Raw genomic sequence first — 18188 nt, 5'->3', positions numbered from 1 at the left:
CTTTTATTCATCTAAATGTTATTCATCTATATCGTGCTTTTCCATGGCTCTTTTAAAGTTGAATCTCCCTTTATCTCTTGGCCTTAAGTAAACAGGTCGCTCAGACATATAATTAAAAGGCATTCTGATAAATGCGTCCTTCCAATCTTTTATTCTCGGCGGGAAGAGCGGTGATAAATAAGGTCTTCCTAACGAGGTTAGATGAAGAAGATGGGCTAATGTATACAAGCCGCAAAAGGCAACACCGACTCCGCCTAATAAAGCCGCTGAAATAATAAATGGAAAGCGAATCAAACGAATCGTATTGCCCATTTGATAAACTGGTGTAGTAAATGATGCAAGTGCTGCTAAAGCGACAATAATCAGGAGAACGTTACTCGTTAAACCAGCTTCAACTGAGGCTTGTCCGATGACAATCCCTCCTACGATACCGATTGTCTGACCGACTTTCGTTGGGAGTCTAGCCCCCGCTTCACGTAAAAGTTCAATCGTCATCTCTAAAAAGATGGCCTCAATTAACGGAGGAAAAGGAATATTACTCCTTGACGCCATAATGGTTGCCAACAGATCTTTTGGAATGAGTTCGTAATGATACGTTAAGACAGCAACATAAACAGGGGTAGCTAAAATAGAAAATGCTACTGAAATAAATCGCAACAGACGTACGGAAGAAGCAATCTGCCATGGAAGGTAATAGTCTTCTAAGGAAGAGAAGAACTCAACTAAGGTAACTGGTCCAAAGACACCTTCAGGCGAACCATCACATAAAAAGGCTACTTTACCCTCAGCAAGCACAGCAGATACTCGCTCAGGACGCTCAGTATTAATAAGCTGAGGAAATATCGACATTGTTTTATCTGTAATCATTTGAGCAAGACTGCTCGAATCAAACACTTGATCATATTCGATATCATTTAGTCTCTGGAGCATCGTCTCTAAATTTGCTTGATCAACTAGCCCTTCCACATACATAACCGCTACTCTCGTTTTTGTCAGCTTCCCTAAAGTCAGTTCCTTCACTTGCAGCTGAGGAAGCGGTAATCGTTTTCGAATTAAGTTAATATTTGTATCAATTGATTCGATGAATGCTTCTTGGGGTCCTGATACGCTGAACTCAACCTCTGGGGTTGTTACTTCACGATCACTTGCAAGCCCTGCTTCAATGAGAGCTACAGTAAAAGGGTCATTCTTATCACGAATAGCGATAAACCCTTCCATGACTTTATCGCGAACATCTTGGGCTTTTGTTGTAATAAGTTTATTTTGGATAGGTACAGGCTCAATGAGCGCTGCTAAATCTTCTGATTCTGCTTTTTCTAGGTGGAGTAAGATATCACGATGCAAGCGATCAATATCAATTAATGTCTGAAAATAACTAATTTCATATGTGCGTTGATTTTGCTCGCGTTCATACTGAGAAAAGTCACTTGATTTAGTGAGCATTGTATATACGTCTTCGACCGTTTCCTGGTGATGTTGATTTTTCATCCGTTGTTTCATCCATCTAACAAGCATCTCTTATCCACCTCCTCCTACCTAATTAGTATTAGTATGAAATGGTTAGGTGTGAATTATGCGGAAAATCAAATATGGTCTGCCAGCCAAACCAAAAAAAGCTAAGCATAAGAGCTTAGCTTGAAGGTGTAACACGCTGATTGGAATGAACACTGACCGTGATCTCTCCTCGCTCAAGAGAAACTTCCGTGCGTATGATCACAGGATGAGTGTGCGGATTTTTAAATTTAAAGTCAGGCCCTCCCCAAGATACTGTCGCATCACGCCCGGCCGGAACGTAGCCTATGTCTTTAGAATGCGTAATCCGCTCAACCATTTCTAGACCAGCTTCTTCTACTGCATTATATAAGGTTGAAGATGTCTGACAGATGCCTCCGCCAACTCCCATCACAAATTCCTTATTCACAATTTCTTTCGCTTCCTTATAGCCACGCTCAATCGTTCGCTCTCCAACGACTTGATTAAAAGAAAATTGATCTCCAGGACCAAGGACAAAATCTTCGATTGACCCGGCAGACAATCTAATATTTTCAGAACGGCCTGCTACATTCGGGTTAAAATAAGTAGTAAATGCGCCGATCTCATACAAATCAATTCCCTCAAGTTGCTCTTCTGATACAGTTGGCTCCGTTACATAGATAGGAAGCGGGATCTGACTATCTAAAAATGTGGCATGTAACAAGGTGTCTATTAACTCTTCCTCCGCCAAAATCACCCTCGCTTGCCCCGGTGTAATGACTCCGTCTTTATTTATCGTCGGGTTTCGCATTGGAGTGTCAATTGCTTCAGCAAGCTGTTTGGCAAAAACGACCAGTTCATCGCGCTGAACCGTATTTCCAGGTTGATATCCAAACTCATTTAATTCAATCACTTCAGTGGATTGATCCCGCTCATCAATAAGCTCAATCTGCCAAATAAGCGGTGTTTTAACCCTTTCTGCATTCATCGGATAACCAATATGATCCCCAGCAGTCAATGGTGCTTCTGCCACAGCCGGAGATGCTCCTAACAGCAAAAAACATCCTGCAATCAATAACCTTTTGCGCATCTTCTCACACTCCTCTATACACTCCATTGCTACATTATGTAAGAACATGGCACGGTATGATTACCCTTTTCTTTTTTCTGGCTAAACAGAAAAAGACACTAGGAACTCTGCTGAGCCTAGTGTCTTATCCTGCTTACTTAGTATCTCTCTTATCTTCTTTTCGTTTTCCGTTGCGAAAAACGAGCGCACTACGTTCGTACTCTACATCACGAACATTAAGACGTGCATTGACCACTCTTGCAACTGCAAAGAAATAATCAGACAAGCGGTTTAAATACTTTAAAACGATCGGGTTTGTCTGCGATTCTTGCTGCAGTCTTGTCGTTAATCGTTCGGCTCTTCTTGTGACTGTTCTGCATATATGCAGTGTCGCTGCAGCAAGTGAGCCTCCTGGTAAAATGAACCTTTCAAGCTCTGGGGCTTCTTTAATATACTCATCAATTCTCTCTTCTAGAAAATCAACAATCTCTTGCTTAGCTTTATATGGTCGATCGTCGCTTACTTTCACCATCGCAAGATCCCCGCCGCAATCAAATAGCTCATGCTGAATTTTTTCAAGTTCTCCTACTATATCAGCAAAAAGCTCTTGGTCAAGCTGAGTAACAGCCTGGCCGATAAAACTGTTTAATTCATCCGTTGTACCGTATGCTTCAACTCTTATATCATCCTTAAATAGTCTGCCGCCAATCACACTTGTTTTTCCTTCATCACCAGTTCTCGTATAAAGTTTCATCCGTTTTCCTCCTCTTATTTTAGCCGCTGATTGATGCCATACCAAATAACATCAACACGATCTGCTCTTTCTACAATATCCTGATAACACCACCCAACAAGATCTCTCAAACTTCTATGTCTGCTATCAATTGGCACAATTCCTTTTCCGATATCACAGCCAATAAGATAAAGCTTGTTTTGATGTGAGCTGTTTTCCCATTCTATTAATCTTTGAAGCCATTGTCTAAACAGACCTCTTGAATGATCTACATCTTGCTCTAAAACCTGTTCAATCACGTGTTCAAGCCCGAAGATAATAGAAATGCCTTCACTTCGGATTATATCTTCACCCGCTATATTGCTAGTGTATCCATTATACCATGTGATCTCTGAATATTCGCTCGCTTCGATATGGGAAATTTGCGTTTTCACCCATTTGTTTTTACCACAGAAGGCACTACCTGTAATAAACTGAATCGTTGTCCCCTCCTAACGTCTACGATATCTCCTGTTAGCTTGTATGCTTTTCCTATATCAGCAGTCCACTCATTAAACGGCATTAAATTCGGTGCATATTCACTCAATAAATACCTGATTACACCGCCATGCGTCACACACACAACAGTAGAATGCTTATTCCTAGATGCGTCGTTTAACAATTGATTAAAACCTTGTTCAATTCGATTCGTAAAATCTTGAAAACACTCCCCATTAGGAGGAGTAATGGTTCGAGGATTCGCAATCCAGTTCTGATAATGAGGTAAATCAGCTAAATCTCTATACTGCTTCCCTTCCCAATCCCCGAAGTCATACTCTCTTAGAGAAGACATCAGGACAGGGTTTTCGTCGGGAAATAAAAGAGAAGACGTCTCAATACATCTGGTTAAATCACTGGAATAGAGTTGATCCAGCTTCATCTTCTCACACCATGACTTGAGGGAGTCTAATCGCGACCGTTCTTTTTCAAGAAGGGATAGATTCGTGTGGCCTAAATACCTTTTTTCCTTGTTATAGCTGGTTAAACCATGCCGAATGAGTACAACACAAACAGTACCGCCCACAAAAATGTTTCACTCCCTTCTGTTCCCGCGCCAATCGTATCACCTGTGATTCCATTAATTTGTTTATAGCTGAACCTTAACCAGCCTATCAAAAAGAGAAGAGCCACTAATATTAACCAAACCGAAGTGAAATCAAGGATCAAAAAAGCTATAAGTGCAGCTGTCACCCAGCTGAAAAATACAAGCTTCACTGACGTCGTTTGAGCAGGCTTTAGAGCTGCTGCCATTCCATTATTTCTGGCAAATGAACCAAGTAATATCTGACTGCCCATGATGATACGTGTTAAAAACGGAATAAGAATCAGCCAATAGACAGATAATGAAGCTTCGATGACTTCATAAATGAATAAAAATCTCCATCCTAATAAAAAGAGCAAGGAAATGACCCCAAATGCTCCAACTCTTGAATCCTTCATGATTTCAAGCTTGCGATCTATAGACTGTCTAGAAAATACAGCATCACTGAAATCTGCCCACCCATCAAGGTGCAGAGCTCCTGAATAGATACACGTAAATGTCATCAGCCATGCTGCAATAATCAGGGATGACAAATTGGTGTATTGGACTAACAGATAAGCCTGTCCTCCTAGTAACCCCCCTAAGACAAGCCCTGTTAAAGGATAAAAACAGACTGAGATTCGAGCCAGCCTCTCATTCCAGCCAAGCTGCATAGGTATAGGTATGGTAGTTAGTAATTGAAAAGCTAACAAAGCACCTTTTACTAGATTTTTAATTGATTCCATGCTATCTTTTCTCCCATGTCTCTATTCGATTCAATAGGCTATTTAAATCTAGCTCCTTTAAAACGGAATCAGCTAACTGATCATAGGCCCGTCCTCTGAGTTTTTCATAGGAAACAACCTCTCTTTTGTTAAACCCTTTCTTATCTCTTAGTTGATTTAACCATGTATTCCGCCATTCGTCATGGAAATAGAGATGATGCAGATACGTTCCGATTATGCGTCCCGATTCCCCGTATACGCCTTCATATTTACCGTTTAATCTAAGGAAAGGTACCACTTCATCTGTTAAGTAGACAGTTTCTCCTAAATGAATCTCATAGCCCCTAATGGTTGGGTTGTTTATCTCCCGGTAATGCAGTAACTCTCCTGATGATTGAATCGTCGTTTTATCTTTCCTGAATTCGGTTTCAAGCGGAGAAAGGCCAAGCCCGTTTACTTTTTTTCCAACTATTCCAGTATCCGTCCCAGCCGTATCAACAATCGACGCTCCCATTAATTGATAACCGCCGCATATCCCGACAAGATATCCCCCATCTTTTGCATACGTCTGAATCGCTTCATACAGCTTCGTTTCATGCAGCCAGCTTACAGCAGCGATAGTGCTTTTAGTGCCAGGCAGAATGACAGCATCAGGATAACCTAACTCTTCTCCTCTTTGGACAAAACGTAGAGACACATCTTCTTCAGATAAAAGAGGTTCTAAGTCGGTATGATTTGATACATAAGGGAGGTCGATGACAGCAATATCTATGCTCTCCCTCTGTGGCGAGTGATGCTTTTTAAGTTGATCCAGTGCAAGCGAATCTTCGGCTTCAATTCGAAGATTCACAAGATGCGGAATCACAGCTAATACAGGGATATTCAGATGCTCCTCAATCCATTTTTCGCCGCTCTCAAATAAAGCACGGTCTCCTCGGAACTTATTAATGACTACTCCGATTACACGGCTTCTTTCTTCTTTACTTAATAAAGAAAGTGTTCCCGCAATAGAGGCAAAGACACCGCCGCGGTCTATATCTGCGACTAATACGACAGGTACATCGGCTAACTCGGCGACTTTCATATTAACGAGTTCTTTATCATTCAAATTCATCTCAACAGGACTTCCGGCCCCTTCTATTACGATAAATTCATACTCTTTCTTTAGTTCAGCTAAAGAGAAAGAAATGGCTTCCAACCCTTTTTCATAAAATGTTTCTCGATAATCGGCACCTGTTGCTGTATGTTGTCTTTTACCTAATAGAACGATTTCAGCTTCTTGATCGCTCGTCGGCTTTAATAAAATGGGATTCATAAATACGCTCGCTTGAACGTTAGCTGCTTCTGCTTGTATGCCCTGTGCTCGTCCGATTTCTTCATTAGAAGCTGTAACATAAGAGTTATTAGACATATTCTGCGATTTAAATGGCGCAACTTTAATCCCTCTATTATAAAGAATTCGGCAAAGGGCTGTACAAAGTATGCTCTTACCTACATCTGACGCCGTTCCTTGAATCATTAATCCTCTCATGTCACTCCCTGCCTTTCTTTACAATTGGAATTCCAGCCTCTACTAGAACCGCTTCATCTGACTCGAACACTGCATGCTGGTGCAAGGTGCCTAAGAGCTTTGCATAAACGAGAGGTAATTCATCAAAAAAATGCTCATGACTTACCTCATTGGACACTAGAACAGCCGTGAATTCTCCTCTAGCTAAATGAGTGATAAACGATTTTAGCTTGGTTTCTATTTTTTTCCGGTAGAAAGCATCCTTCCATTTATCCGGTTCATCCTGCCAATCGTTGAATAATTCGTTAGTCAGTAAAGTGGTTAAACAATCAATCAAAATAACATCTGTTTGTTTAAATAACGGCAGCTTCTCTGCAACATTTGTACTCTGTTCAATCACCCTCCAGTGCGGGGATGTTTTACTCCGCTGAAGCTGATGTTTTTCCACTCTTTGCTTCATTTCATCATCCTCTGCCAGGCCGGTTGCAAGATAATACAATGCTCCCTTTTCTTTGTTAAACAGTTTGACTCGATAAAGCTCCTTATAGAACAGATCTACTGCACGTCTTTCCGCATAAGAACTCTTTCCGCTTCTTACTCCGCCTGTTATAAAGGTTAGCATGATTGATCCCGCCATTTTTTTAACACAGATAAGAGAGCTGCATTTTCCTCCCTCGTTTTGACAGCTAGCCTTAAATAACGTCCATTCAACCCATTAAAAGAGTACGTATGTCTAGGAATAATTTTATGTTCAATTAAAAAGATCATAAGCGGTCTAAGATCCCGCTTATCTTTTTCACTAAGCAAGTAAAAATTAACGACAGAATCAGACACGCAAAAGTCCATTCTCCGAAGCTCTGTCATCATCTGCAGCCTTTCTTTTTTTATGTATGCAGCTGTTTCATTTACAAATAATGAATCCTGCAGGAGGTTAAGCCCGATTCGCTGAGCCAGCCCGTTCACACTCCAAGGCGGCTGAATATTTCTTATTTGTTGGATGATTGAAGGAGACGCAGCCATATAACCGAGGCGTACACCTGCAATTCCATACATTTTAGTCATCGATCGTAAAATGATTAAATGATTACATTGTTCAATTTCCTTTATGATGGTTTGCTTACTCTCCTGGAAATCATAAAATGCTTCATCTATTACAACCATCGTGTTATGTTGTGCGGCCAAGTTGAGGATTGCTCGGATTTCTTCTATCTCGTATGTGGTTCCTGTCGGATTATTAGGCGCACATAGAAACATTAGGTCAACCTCATTTAGACGCCCCTCTAATTGTCTGAGATCTATTTTCCAGGGGTCCTCTAACACGATCGATTCCATTTCACAGCCATTAGCCTCACATGCATCTCTATATTCACTGAACGCAGGTTCTATCAACAGCACCTTTTTCCCTTGATAAAGATGGGCCAAATGAAAGATTAATTCTGCCGCTCCGTTTCCTGCTAACAGCCTGCTCTTATCAACCTTTAGATGCTTCGCTAGAGTTTCTGTTAATTGTTCAGCATGAGGTTCTGGATAAGCACTTATTGCGTCTTTAAGATCACTTTGAGTAAGGTTCGCATAATTGCTTATACCTAAAGGGTTCGTGTTTACACTAAAATCGATTGAGCCTTCTTCATAAGCCACTCCTAATGCTTTCGTAAAAATCTTAGGGTTGGCGCCGTGGTCAGGTAAGGACATACCACATACCCCCAATCATCCATAATAAAATTGTGAATCCGAACACTGTGCGTATCATCAAGCGATTAGCAGCAAGTATGTGTTCTGGAAGAAGTTTAATTAATGAGTCTCCCATTCTAGCTCGCTCTGACACTTGTCCGCCATATACATTTCTCCCGCCGAGCTGGATCCCCATTAGTGTCGCAGCTGCTGCTTCTCCCCATCCGCTATTTGGGCTCGGGTGCTTCTTCGCATCTCTTAAGAGAACATTGAAACACTCTGTTCGTCTGCGTTTTAGCGCAGGACGATTAAACATAATCATCATTAATCCAGTCAGTCTGCTTGGAATCAAATTAAAAAGATCATCCAATTTCGCCGCTGCATACCCAAACTCACAATATCTCTCATTTTTATACCCTACCATTGAATCGCCTGTATTAACGGCTCTGTAAATCATAGCAAGGGGAGCACCTCCAATCAGGGCATAAAATAAAGGTGCAGTAATCCCATCACTCGTATTTTCTGATACCGTTTCAATGGTTGCTCTTGTAATCTCTTCTTCCTTCAAATTCGTAGTATCACGGCCTACGATATAAGACAAATACTTCCTTGCTCCTATTACGTCATTTTTCATAAGAGGCTGCCATACATCAAGCGCAGCTTGCTTTAACCCTTTTGCAGCTATGGTCGTTGAAATAAACCATGCCTCTACCATAATTCCTAACATGGTATGAATGGAATAGGCAGTATAAACGATGATAAAGAGGACACCGCCGCTGATAATGAGTAAAATAAGCATCATCATAAACCCTTTAACACGACGTTGGCTTCCTTTGTTCAATCTTTTTTCAAAGAAGGAGATGATTTTCCCCATCCCAACGACAGGGTGCGGCAGCCATTTTGGGTCGCCGATCAGACGATCAATGATCACTGCAAGAGTTAGAGCCAACAAATGATTTAAAATCATATCCCCCGCCTCTTTTTGTTATTAACAATCGCCTCTCTTGTAGCTTCATATACCAATTTAGCCATTAACTTTCCAACTGGAGTAATGGTCCCGGCATATGGAAATTCCTCCCCTTCCTGACTAGCTGCAATCATTACACTGTCAGTAGACGTTCCGGTCGCAATCGTTTGGGTGACTTCATCTTTAATCCCTTCATCAAACATCGCTTTACTTTTAGCTTCCGTTACCGTCATTAACGCTTGAACGTATGCAGACTCAGGCATCTTCCCTTCCACAAATACCCAAGTATTTATTGTACCTACCTTACTTTCAATCTGCGGGTGAGAAAAAGCTCTTGTCGCATCGACGGCATTTGAGGTACCTGCTGTCACCATGACTAACATATTTAATCCATTTTCATTCACACGTAATATAACTCCATCTTCTAACATTGCCGCGGTCATCATGCCCATCACATCTTCACCGCTCACTTCACGTTCAGTAAGGTAATGTCTAAATTCGGAAATGACATCATCACACTGATAATCTTTATGCACATGACGATTAACAAACGTATTATGCCAGCTGAACCCTGCCCCTAATACAGCAGATGATAACGCCTTCCATCTATAAGGACTCGTTATTTTTATCCACTGTGCATTCTGTTCTATCTGTAATTGATCGATAGGTGAGAGACTTTCTTGATCAGCTGTTTCAGGAACAAATGTAATCAATGGTGAAGGATGAGCCGGATGTTCTCCGCACTCAAGCGCTGTTTTATACACATCAGTCAGAGACTCTTTTTTCATCACATTTCTCGGTTCGTTTAATGCGATTGTCTGACCTTCATCTAGTAACAAGACTCGATCACAGTATAAGCTTGCCATATTTAAATCATGGAGAACGGCAATGACCGTTAAGCTGCGATCCCTAGACCATTGCTTAAGCGAATTCAATAAGCTCATTTGATAGGATATATCAAGGTGATTCGTTGGCTCATCTAGTAATAAGATATCTGGTTCCTGAGCTAAGGCTCTCGCTAAAAGCACACGCTGGCGCTCCCCGCCGCTTAATGATTGAAGCGGTATGTCTTTAAATCCTTCCGTTCCGGTCTGACGAAGAGCTTGCTCGATCACTTGATGGTCCTCTTTCGTCAGACCTTGCAGCCATCCTTTTTGATAGGGATACCTCCCAAGCGCCACCACATCCGATACAGAATACGTAAAGGCCGTCTCAGATTGCTGAGGCAGGACTGCCATTAGTTTAGCTAATTCCTTTGAATGATAGGTTGTGAGAGATCTTTCATTTAAAATGATCTTCCCCTGCACGGGCTCCTGACTGCCGCTAATCGCTTTTAAAAGAGTCGTTTTACCACTGCCATTAGGACCAACTATCCCAAAAATCTCTCCTTTATTTACGTTGAAAGATACATTTTCAATCACGCATTTTTCGCCGTAGCTTAATGTTAAATTAGTTATATTTAACAATTACGTTCCTCCTTTCTCTTTCATAATTACGTTTTATCTTCCAATCTTGCGTTGTTTTAACAAAATAAGCGCAAATACTGGCCCGCCTATAATCGCCGTTATCACTCCGATTGGCAGCTCTGTTGGCGCTAAAACTGTTCTTGCCGTTAGATCCGTTAAGGCTAAAAATCCTGCACCCACAAACATTGAGAGCGGAATCAAATGCTTATGGTCGCTTCCCCAAAGCAATCTCGTCAGATGCGGAATGACTAAACCTACGAATCCAATCGTGCCTGAAACAGCTACTGCACCTCCTGTAACGATTGTAGCACCAAGTAATATGGTCAATTTACGCACCTTTAAGTTCACACCTAATTGACGGGCTGTTTCTTCACCAAATGCTAGTGCATTGAGTTCATGCCGGTTAAAAAACAACATAATAAAACCAATTAGAAAACAAGGAACAATCATGTATACATAGGGCCATCCTCGCATAGCCACACTGCCCATCAGCCAATTAATAATCTGCCGCAGCTCATCACCTGTTAATGAAATCATCAAGGAGATAAATGCGCCTAAAAACGAGCTGAAAATAATTCCTGCTAAAATAATCGTCTCAGCCGACATCGAACGCTGAACGATTCTAGCAAACCCTATAACTAAAAATAGAGTCAAAAAGCCTGAAATAATACTGACAAAAGGTAATGTGAACTGACCAATAATCGGCAAGCTGATGCCAAAAAATAATACGACCACCGCACCAACTGCAGCCCCTGATGAAACCCCTAATGTATAAGGATCAGCAAGGGGATTTTTAAGAAAACCTTGAAAGGCTGCTCCAGCAACGGCTAAACAAGCGCCGACCATCATAGCAAGCAGCGTCCTCGGAAGCCTGATTTCCATCACGATATTCACATGCATAGGATCTAGGACTGCATTGAGCGGTATATGTAATCCTTCTTGTAAAACGATGTGTATAACGGTAGAAAAGGGAAGTTCAACACTTCCCTTTCCGATGCTTATGATAAACGCTGTAAAACAAAATATTAGTACTGCTGTATAGGCAATAAAGTGATTATTCGCCAAATACCTCTGGATAAATGACTGACGCAAGTTCCTCTACTCCTTTTACAAGACGCGGACCTGACCTTGTGACTTCATCAGATTGCACATCATAAATACGCTCATTTTTAACGGCATCTACATCTTGCCAAGCGGCACGTTCTTTAATTTTCTCATCAGCATTTTCAACGTAATACCCGTAAGTTGTAATAATCACTTGTGGATTCAAAGTGACTACTTCCTCTTCAGTAAATTGCGGCCAACCCTGCTCCGTATCAGCAATATTATTAGCACGAATTAGAGTAAGCATTTCATCAATAAACGTTTCGCTTCCAGCTGTATATAACTCATCTGACACTTCAACCCATACATCTACCTGGTCTTCCTCACTAATTTCTGAAGCTTTTTCTTCAATAGCTGCAAAACGTTCTTTCATCTCTTCGATGGTAGAAGCTGCTTCTTGATCTCCGCCAGATGCTTCTCCAATCATTGTGATAGCCTCATATACGGCATCAATGGAACTGGCATCGTTAATGACAACTACCGGAATACCAGCAGCACGGATTTGATCTAATCCTTCAGTTGAACTATGTGCATTTGATTCATGGGATAAAACAAGATCAGGACTAAGGGATAGGACACGCTCGACATCAAAGTTCATATCTCCTACGCTCTCAATATCTAAGACTTCTTCAGGATAGTTGTCCCAATCTGTACGACCTACCACATATTCTCCTTGCTCAATTTTAAACAATGTCTCAGTAATACTAGGAATGAGGGAAACAATTTTCTCAGGCTTCTCTTCAATAACAACCTCTTCTCCCAAAGCATCAGTTACAGTTCTAGGAAAATCTCCCGTTTCTCCACTCTCACTCTCAACATTTTCTTCACCTGCTTCTTCTGTATCAACAGGCTCAGTACTCTCCTCTGTATCTGTTGTCTCCCCACAAGCAGTTAAAACAAAAGCAAGCATAAGTGCGGCAAGAATTGCATACCACTTTTTCAACATAAAATCCTCTCCTAAATATGTAGTATTACTTATTTTCTCTCTCTAGCTCTTCTGTGGAACATATTGTTGAATTAGGCGGCATATACACAAAAAAGCACTCCATGCCGAGGAGTGCTTACACATTAAAGTAGTACTAATCTTACTCCATTTTTGAAATGAGATAAAATAGAGTCGTTTTAGACCGCTTCCCCTTTTCCTCGAAGGTTTCACACGAAACACCTAGGCAGGTCTCCTGACTCATGCTTATCGATTACTTCCCCTTCCCATCAAATTGACAGTGGATGTGCAGGCAATCAAGCATTTACAGTGGCGGGACCGCGTTGGATTTACACCAACTTCCCTATTATCACTTCTATAACAAAGTGACCTAGATGTGCTATATGAGATTGTTAATAAGTATCTTTATTATACATGATCACCACGTATTCGACACTATTTTTTAAACATTTTGTCTATCAATAAAAAATTAATAGGTTTTATTTTATAAAACAGTGGAATTCATACATTACATTCTAAAACAACAAGGAGGCAACAATGATGGCAAAAACAAACTACGCAGCTCATGAAGTGTTAGAAGTTCATGAAATGCTGACAATTAAATCAGCTAGTGCTGCAAAATCCTCAATGATGCAAGGGCTGGCTTCTGACAAGAAACTAAAACAATTGCTACAAAAAGATGCCGCTGCATCTCAAGAGGCTGTTAAAGAATTGCGTACTATTTTAGAAAAAGTAGAGAAAGGAGAATAAGCTTATGTCTAGTATTCTTGATAAAATCAATAATAAAGATTTAATTAATGATGAGGTCATTGCAACAGATCTTCTAGTAACTGCAAAAGCAGCTGTAAGGAGCTATGCAGTAGCGATTACGGAAACAGCAAGCCCTGAGATCCATAAAATTTTAAAGAAACAACTAGATGAAACGATCCAATTACATCATGAGGTGGCTACCTATATGATTGAGCAGGAAATGTATCATGCTTATGATGTTGACGAGCAAGTCAGTCATGACCTAGAAAAAGCAAAACTTGCTCTTGAGATGCCAACTTCAAAATAACAATAAAAATGTTTTCATAACGAGTCTTTCGAACATAACGACTCATTTTAATATGTTGACTGACATACACCTTTGTTCCTTAGAAGGGCTGGTGAGACTCCGCATTACTATAGTAATGCAGGGTCTCACCGCTTTTTTTATCATAAGGTTTCCTTACTTAGTGTGATAATAAATTCATTTTTCTTTAAATGCTATTGTTCTACTGTGAAGCAAATTGCTTTGTATTTGAGTTACTCTTGTGAAGAACATTAGAAAGTAACGAGTTTGAAACGGACCCTCAATTAGTTGTAAATAGTCGGCATTTGCTGCTGTTCATTGTTTAAGGATACGTGAAGTTCTTGGTCATCATTAATGGAAGCGAAGAAGACGCGATTTACTTGAGCAACCCGACTTTTTTGTAATTCAGCAATTAACCATTGCCGATTTAAACCTAAATAGATTAAGATATCTTCGTAAATTTTCCCTTCTACGATTAAGGGATATGACAAACTTTTACTTTTCTTTTGTACATTCATATCCTCAATGGTTACTCCCAATTTATTATCTTTTTTCAACACACTTATTTGACCGTTTGCTTCGATAATTGCTATTTTCACCTCATTTATATCAAAAATATTTTTTTGTCGTAACATTTGCAGCACATTGTCGATGGTATACCTAATTCCTTTTAAATTTTCCACTAAAAGCTTTCCATCTTGTATAACTAATGTGGGTTCAAATGTGATATTTTTCCCTATCTTCCGGTGGGTTATGGATAAATAGGCAATAAATCTTTGTATTAGAGGAATCACTATAATAGCTAAATATGTATAAATATGATCAACTTTGGGATCAGCAATGTCTGCTCCTACCACATTGGCTAAGGTCATAATGATAAGAAAATCGAAAATAGGCATTTCTCCAATCGAACGTTTGCCCATATACTGTGTTACTATTAAAAATAAGGGGAAAATCGTAATAATTCTCGCTAAGATAATAGCTGACTCTTTTAAGACCTCCATATGTTTTCACCTATTCCTTCTTTAAGAGTATATAAGCAGAATAAGATTTATTGCATGAGTTTCATAGTAGTTATCCCCAATCGGACTTCCAGTTATTACTTTCGAATTCTAATTATCATTTTTGTTACTAAACAATTCCTATTAGTAATCCATATCCTAAGTTAAATATGAAAAGACGATTACGTTAAACGCAATCGTCTTAAAAGCATTTTCTCTAACAAAAAGTCGAGGGGTAATGTTCGGCTAAAGCCAAAAGCAATTTAAAATTGATTGCCTTAATTTGTTATCCCAATAACTTTTTCTTCGCTTTCAACTTCAGCACGTCCCTTAACTAAAATCGTATCCCTATCCTTATATAACAGCGCAGACGCTAACACAAATGACAGCACATCAGCAATCGGAAACGCAATCCACACCCCGCTGACTCCAAAGAAACGAGGCAGTATTAATACGAGCGGAATCAGGAATAAGATTTGTCTAGAAAGCGACAAGATCAAGGCTGGCTTTGGTTTCCCGAGCGCCTGATACAGTCCTCCGGCGACCACTTGCACACCGACAACAAAGAAGGTTAAGAATAAAATCCGCATCGCACTAGCACCAGCTTCAATGACTTCCCGATCTGCTGTATAGATTCTCATAAACCAAGCAGGGAAAATCATCATCGATAAAAAGATGGCGAGACGAAATGACAACGACTTTTAATGTTAGCCATATCGTTTCTCGCATCCTCTCAAACTGCTTGGCGCCGTAGTTATAGCCCACAATAGGCATCATGCCCTGCATATAAGTAAGCAATTAACTTTGTGAAACTGCAGGGTCAAATGCTTTACTTTAGGCAATTTGAATATGTAACAAGGGTGAACTTATTTACTTAAGTTCACCCTTGTTTATTATTAATAATTTAATTGTGTGGTCAATTTGTGGTCAATTTATTAATAGAGAATCATTGGTACACAATACCAATATTCTCCTTGGTACGTGGTCTTTAATAGATCTTCCCTGTTAGTATCGTTGTACTGTGCAGCAAGTGACTTAGTTTTGTGAATTCCCTAATGCAGTTGCTGTAATTGTTACTGTTACAGGCCAAGGGTCCTATCAATTAGGCTATATTAAGAAGCCTTACTCTTCTATTTATTCCTCTCTCTTAAAGAAAGGCTATTCCCTATCAGCTCATTACAAGAATACTTCAGGCGGTGTTAATGGTTCTTATTATGGGCTTAATATTAGTTTGATGATTGATGAGGCTGCCTGTACAAAAGAACTCTTGTAAAATGAATTCAAAAAGACACATTAATAAAATTAATGCGTCCTTTAAACTATATATTTAATTTAAATACCCACAGTACTTTTCACTTTATTTTTCTTTACTTCTTTAAGTTTCGACTGTATTAATATTACAATAAATATTGCTACTAAACTAAGCGCTATCGATATGACTAGATTCGTGATCTCTCCAGTTACCTTCATATCAGTAAACAATATCTTATATATTCCAGAAGCCATATAAGTTGCTGGTAGCCAATTGCTAAGACCTTGATAAAAATCTGTTAAGAATAACTGAGGAACCAATATTCCTGACGTAACCAATTGAGTGGACAAAAGAAAAATATTAATAGCCATCCCCAGCTGATTAAACAATATCAAGAATAAAGCAGTTATTAACATAAAAGATAATAAGCTTATGGATTGGAACAACCAGAAATTTAAGAAACTAAAATCATTAAAACTCAAATTACTGAGTAAGATTATAAAACCTGAAATCAATCCAATTACAATAGCACTGAGAAGATTTACAATAAGCCATGACACATACAATTTCCATTTACAACATGGTTTTGTCCTTAAGGAAATTACTGACTGATTCATAAACATAGCCATCACCATGGAACCGACAAATGAAGATAACACTACCATAAGAGGTATCATTTTCTCCGCATGCGTTTCAATAGGATTTAGAGTCTCTACTGTAGAACCAATACCAGATGCAAGGACTTGTAGCGTTTCCTCAGTTTGTTCTTGAGGCATATTCAATGATCCCAATATGTTAGCCGTACTATTGAGTAAATTCAATTTATCAACAGCTGCTGTGACACTTATCATCACCGGTGTGACAATACCCTCTACCATTAAAGAGTTTGCATCGTTTATATAATATCTTAAAGTAGAAACTTGTTCAGTTGCTAAATTAGTTGCAAATTCATCGTCAAAATGAATGATCAAAAAAATATCGTTACTCTGTAAGTCAGCAAGGGCACTGTCCAACTGTTCATAATAGTTAATATTGAAATCTATTTGGCTTTCCAGGTTGAGCAATTCTTTAACTTCAACCCTCTCACTAATGACCCCAATTGTGGCTAGATTAGTTCTTTGATGTACTTCACTATAACTAGTAAGCCAAACTATACCGAAAACTAATTGGAATAATAAAAGAGCACCAATTGCTACAAGAGTAGTTTTTTGCATGATGAGATCTTTGAATACCTTCATCGCTTTTCTCCACCTATGTTAAGACCTTTTTTGAAAATAGAGAACTATAATTCTCGATTAATACTTGTGGTTCTTGAACTCTTAAGTCAAAAGATACTGTGTTAAGAAGATCAATATTTCTCCCAGAGAGACTTTTCCCTAACCAAATACTATTACCTACTAGTTTTAATGAGGATAAGGAATTTCTTGTTTCTAAAGACATACGCTTTAGTTGGTCGTCATACCTTTCCCACTTATATAACGCCTCTAAATTTAATGGCTTGTTACATAATGATTGGCAGCTACCTACTTCTCCATCGAATAGCCTTACTGCATGACAGGATCTACTGACAGCTAATAATTGAGCATTAACTACCCCACTTACAGTTACCCCGTATCTTTGATATTTAATTTTTTCTTTTTCTGAAATGGTGTTCAGGTTAACTTCAACTTCACATACATTCCATAACGTTATTAAATCTAATATGGACTCTGCCTCTAAACTGCTTTCTTTAGTTATAACTTTTATATTTTCTAATTCATGTTTTAGGCTTCTATCACTCCAAGGTGAGTTATATTGGTTATAATTGAGCAATTGGCCAAGTCTAATGTTAAGTGAGTTACCTTCAAATCTATTCATTTCATATAACATGCCAAAATCATTGATTATAAACGACTTAATATGATATTTATTAATTAAAACCCTTACAAAATCAATTAAGGCTTCAAGGTGACTTTGAAAAACTACAGGAAGTTCAACGACTAACGTAATGTTTTTCTTATTGGTATACTCTACCCAAAACTCAATATCAGCCGGTTGCATAAATTTATGGTAGCAGCTTGGATTGCCAATAACCATTTCATCCCATTCTAATTCAAAAGCTTCACTTGCTCTAATAGAAGTATCAGAAATCTTTAATTGCTTCTTTTGCAAAATATCCAC

Annotated in this window: 19 protein-coding genes and 1 riboswitch; of the genes, 2 read left to right on the top strand and 17 right to left on the bottom strand. The window is 39.3% G+C overall.

Going from position 1 to position 18188, the window contains the following annotated elements; all coding sequences use genetic code 11:
* Positions 1–18: 18 nt before the first annotated feature.
* The 13 genes from PQ478_RS07375 to PQ478_RS07315 form a co-directional block, all read right to left on the bottom strand.
* Positions 19–1515, bottom strand: a complete 1497-nt coding sequence (locus tag PQ478_RS07375) for a spore germination protein (protein ID WP_289236324.1) — start codon at positions 1513–1515, stop codon at positions 19–21.
* A gap of 115 nt (positions 1516–1630) precedes the next feature.
* Positions 1631–2563: a VanW family protein gene (locus PQ478_RS07370; protein ID WP_289236323.1), complete on the bottom strand. Its 933-nt coding sequence runs from the start codon at positions 2561–2563 to the stop codon at positions 1631–1633.
* Positions 2564–2696: 133 nt separating this feature from the next.
* The gene (locus PQ478_RS07365; protein WP_289236322.1) at positions 2697–3296 is read right to left on the bottom strand and encodes a cob(I)yrinic acid a,c-diamide adenosyltransferase; all 600 of its coding nucleotides are present in this window, start codon (positions 3294–3296) and stop codon (positions 2697–2699) included.
* 14 nt (positions 3297–3310) lie between these two features.
* Positions 3311–3709, bottom strand: coding sequence for a bifunctional adenosylcobinamide kinase/adenosylcobinamide-phosphate guanylyltransferase (locus tag PQ478_RS07360; RefSeq protein ID WP_289236321.1), 399 nt, complete (start codon positions 3707–3709; stop codon positions 3311–3313).
* Positions 3706–4338 (bottom strand): histidine phosphatase family protein, encoded by a 633-nt coding sequence (locus PQ478_RS07355; RefSeq protein ID WP_289236320.1) that lies wholly within the window; start codon positions 4336–4338, stop codon positions 3706–3708. Before PQ478_RS07355 ends, PQ478_RS07360 begins: the two co-directional genes overlap by 4 nt.
* A complete protein-coding gene (locus PQ478_RS07350; RefSeq protein WP_289236319.1) occupies positions 4296–5081 on the bottom strand; it encodes an adenosylcobinamide-GDP ribazoletransferase in 786 nt (261 codons plus the stop codon). The genes PQ478_RS07355 and PQ478_RS07350 overlap by 43 nt, the downstream gene beginning before the upstream one ends.
* A gap of 1 nt (position 5082) precedes the next feature.
* Positions 5083–6591, bottom strand: coding sequence for a cobyric acid synthase (locus PQ478_RS07345; RefSeq protein WP_289236318.1), 1509 nt, complete (start codon positions 6589–6591; stop codon positions 5083–5085).
* Between the two features lies 1 nt (position 6592).
* Positions 6593–7192, bottom strand: coding sequence for a bifunctional adenosylcobinamide kinase/adenosylcobinamide-phosphate guanylyltransferase (locus PQ478_RS07340; protein WP_289236317.1), 600 nt, complete (start codon positions 7190–7192; stop codon positions 6593–6595).
* Positions 7186–8262 carry a threonine-phosphate decarboxylase CobD gene (gene cobD, locus PQ478_RS07335; RefSeq protein WP_289236316.1) on the bottom strand — a complete coding sequence of 359 codons (1077 nt, stop codon included), beginning with the start codon at positions 8260–8262 and terminating at the stop codon, positions 7186–7188. The genes PQ478_RS07340 and cobD overlap by 7 nt, the downstream gene beginning before the upstream one ends.
* The gene (cbiB, locus tag PQ478_RS07330) at positions 8249–9208 is read right to left on the bottom strand and encodes an adenosylcobinamide-phosphate synthase CbiB (RefSeq protein WP_289236315.1); all 960 of its coding nucleotides are present in this window, start codon (positions 9206–9208) and stop codon (positions 8249–8251) included. Before cbiB ends, cobD begins: the two co-directional genes overlap by 14 nt.
* Positions 9205–10674 (bottom strand): heme ABC transporter ATP-binding protein, encoded by a 1470-nt coding sequence (locus tag PQ478_RS07325; protein WP_289236314.1) that lies wholly within the window; start codon positions 10672–10674, stop codon positions 9205–9207. Before PQ478_RS07325 ends, cbiB begins: the two co-directional genes overlap by 4 nt.
* Positions 10675–10707: 33 nt before the next feature.
* Positions 10708–11766 (bottom strand): FecCD family ABC transporter permease, encoded by a 1059-nt coding sequence (locus PQ478_RS07320; RefSeq protein ID WP_289236313.1) that lies wholly within the window; start codon positions 11764–11766, stop codon positions 10708–10710.
* Complete coding sequence (locus PQ478_RS07315) at positions 11729–12724, bottom strand: ABC transporter substrate-binding protein (RefSeq protein ID WP_289236312.1); 996 nt, start codon at positions 12722–12724, stop codon at positions 11729–11731. The genes PQ478_RS07320 and PQ478_RS07315 overlap by 38 nt, the downstream gene beginning before the upstream one ends.
* Positions 12725–12929: 205 nt before the next feature.
* Positions 12930–13110, bottom strand: a riboswitch (cobalamin riboswitch).
* Positions 13111–13258: 148 nt separating this feature from the next.
* Between PQ478_RS07315 and PQ478_RS07310 the strand changes: the two genes are divergently transcribed.
* Together PQ478_RS07310 and PQ478_RS07305 are read left to right on the top strand one after the other, a co-directional pair.
* Positions 13259–13471 (top strand): hypothetical protein, encoded by a 213-nt coding sequence (locus PQ478_RS07310; protein ID WP_238457430.1) that lies wholly within the window; start codon positions 13259–13261, stop codon positions 13469–13471.
* Positions 13472–13475: 4 nt separating this feature from the next.
* Positions 13476–13778 (top strand): spore coat protein, encoded by a 303-nt coding sequence (locus PQ478_RS07305; protein WP_289236311.1) that lies wholly within the window; start codon positions 13476–13478, stop codon positions 13776–13778.
* A gap of 281 nt (positions 13779–14059) precedes the next feature.
* Here the strand turns inward: PQ478_RS07305 and PQ478_RS07300 are convergent, their stop codons facing one another.
* From PQ478_RS07300 to PQ478_RS07285, 4 genes are all read right to left on the bottom strand, one after another.
* A complete protein-coding gene (locus PQ478_RS07300; protein ID WP_289236310.1) occupies positions 14060–14779 on the bottom strand; it encodes a DUF421 domain-containing protein in 720 nt (239 codons plus the stop codon).
* A 275-nt stretch (positions 14780–15054) separates the two neighbouring features.
* The gene (locus PQ478_RS07295) at positions 15055–15471 is read right to left on the bottom strand and encodes an MATE family efflux transporter (RefSeq protein ID WP_354004545.1); all 417 of its coding nucleotides are present in this window, start codon (positions 15469–15471) and stop codon (positions 15055–15057) included.
* Between the two features lie 637 nt (positions 15472–16108).
* Complete coding sequence (locus PQ478_RS07290; RefSeq protein ID WP_289236309.1) at positions 16109–17266, bottom strand: ABC transporter permease; 1158 nt, start codon at positions 17264–17266, stop codon at positions 16109–16111.
* A gap of 13 nt (positions 17267–17279) precedes the next feature.
* Entirely contained in the window at positions 17280–18179 is a 900-nt protein-coding gene (locus PQ478_RS07285; RefSeq protein ID WP_289236308.1) for a hypothetical protein, read from the bottom strand.
* Positions 18180–18188: the final 9 nt, after the last annotated feature.

The organism is Alkalihalophilus pseudofirmus (assembly GCF_029094545.1).
Classification (GTDB): Bacteria; Bacillota; Bacilli; order Bacillales; family Bacillaceae_D; genus Alkalihalophilus; species Alkalihalophilus pseudofirmus.
The sequence above is the reverse complement of the archived record's forward strand: the minus strand, read 5'-3'. Positions and strand labels throughout refer to the sequence as shown.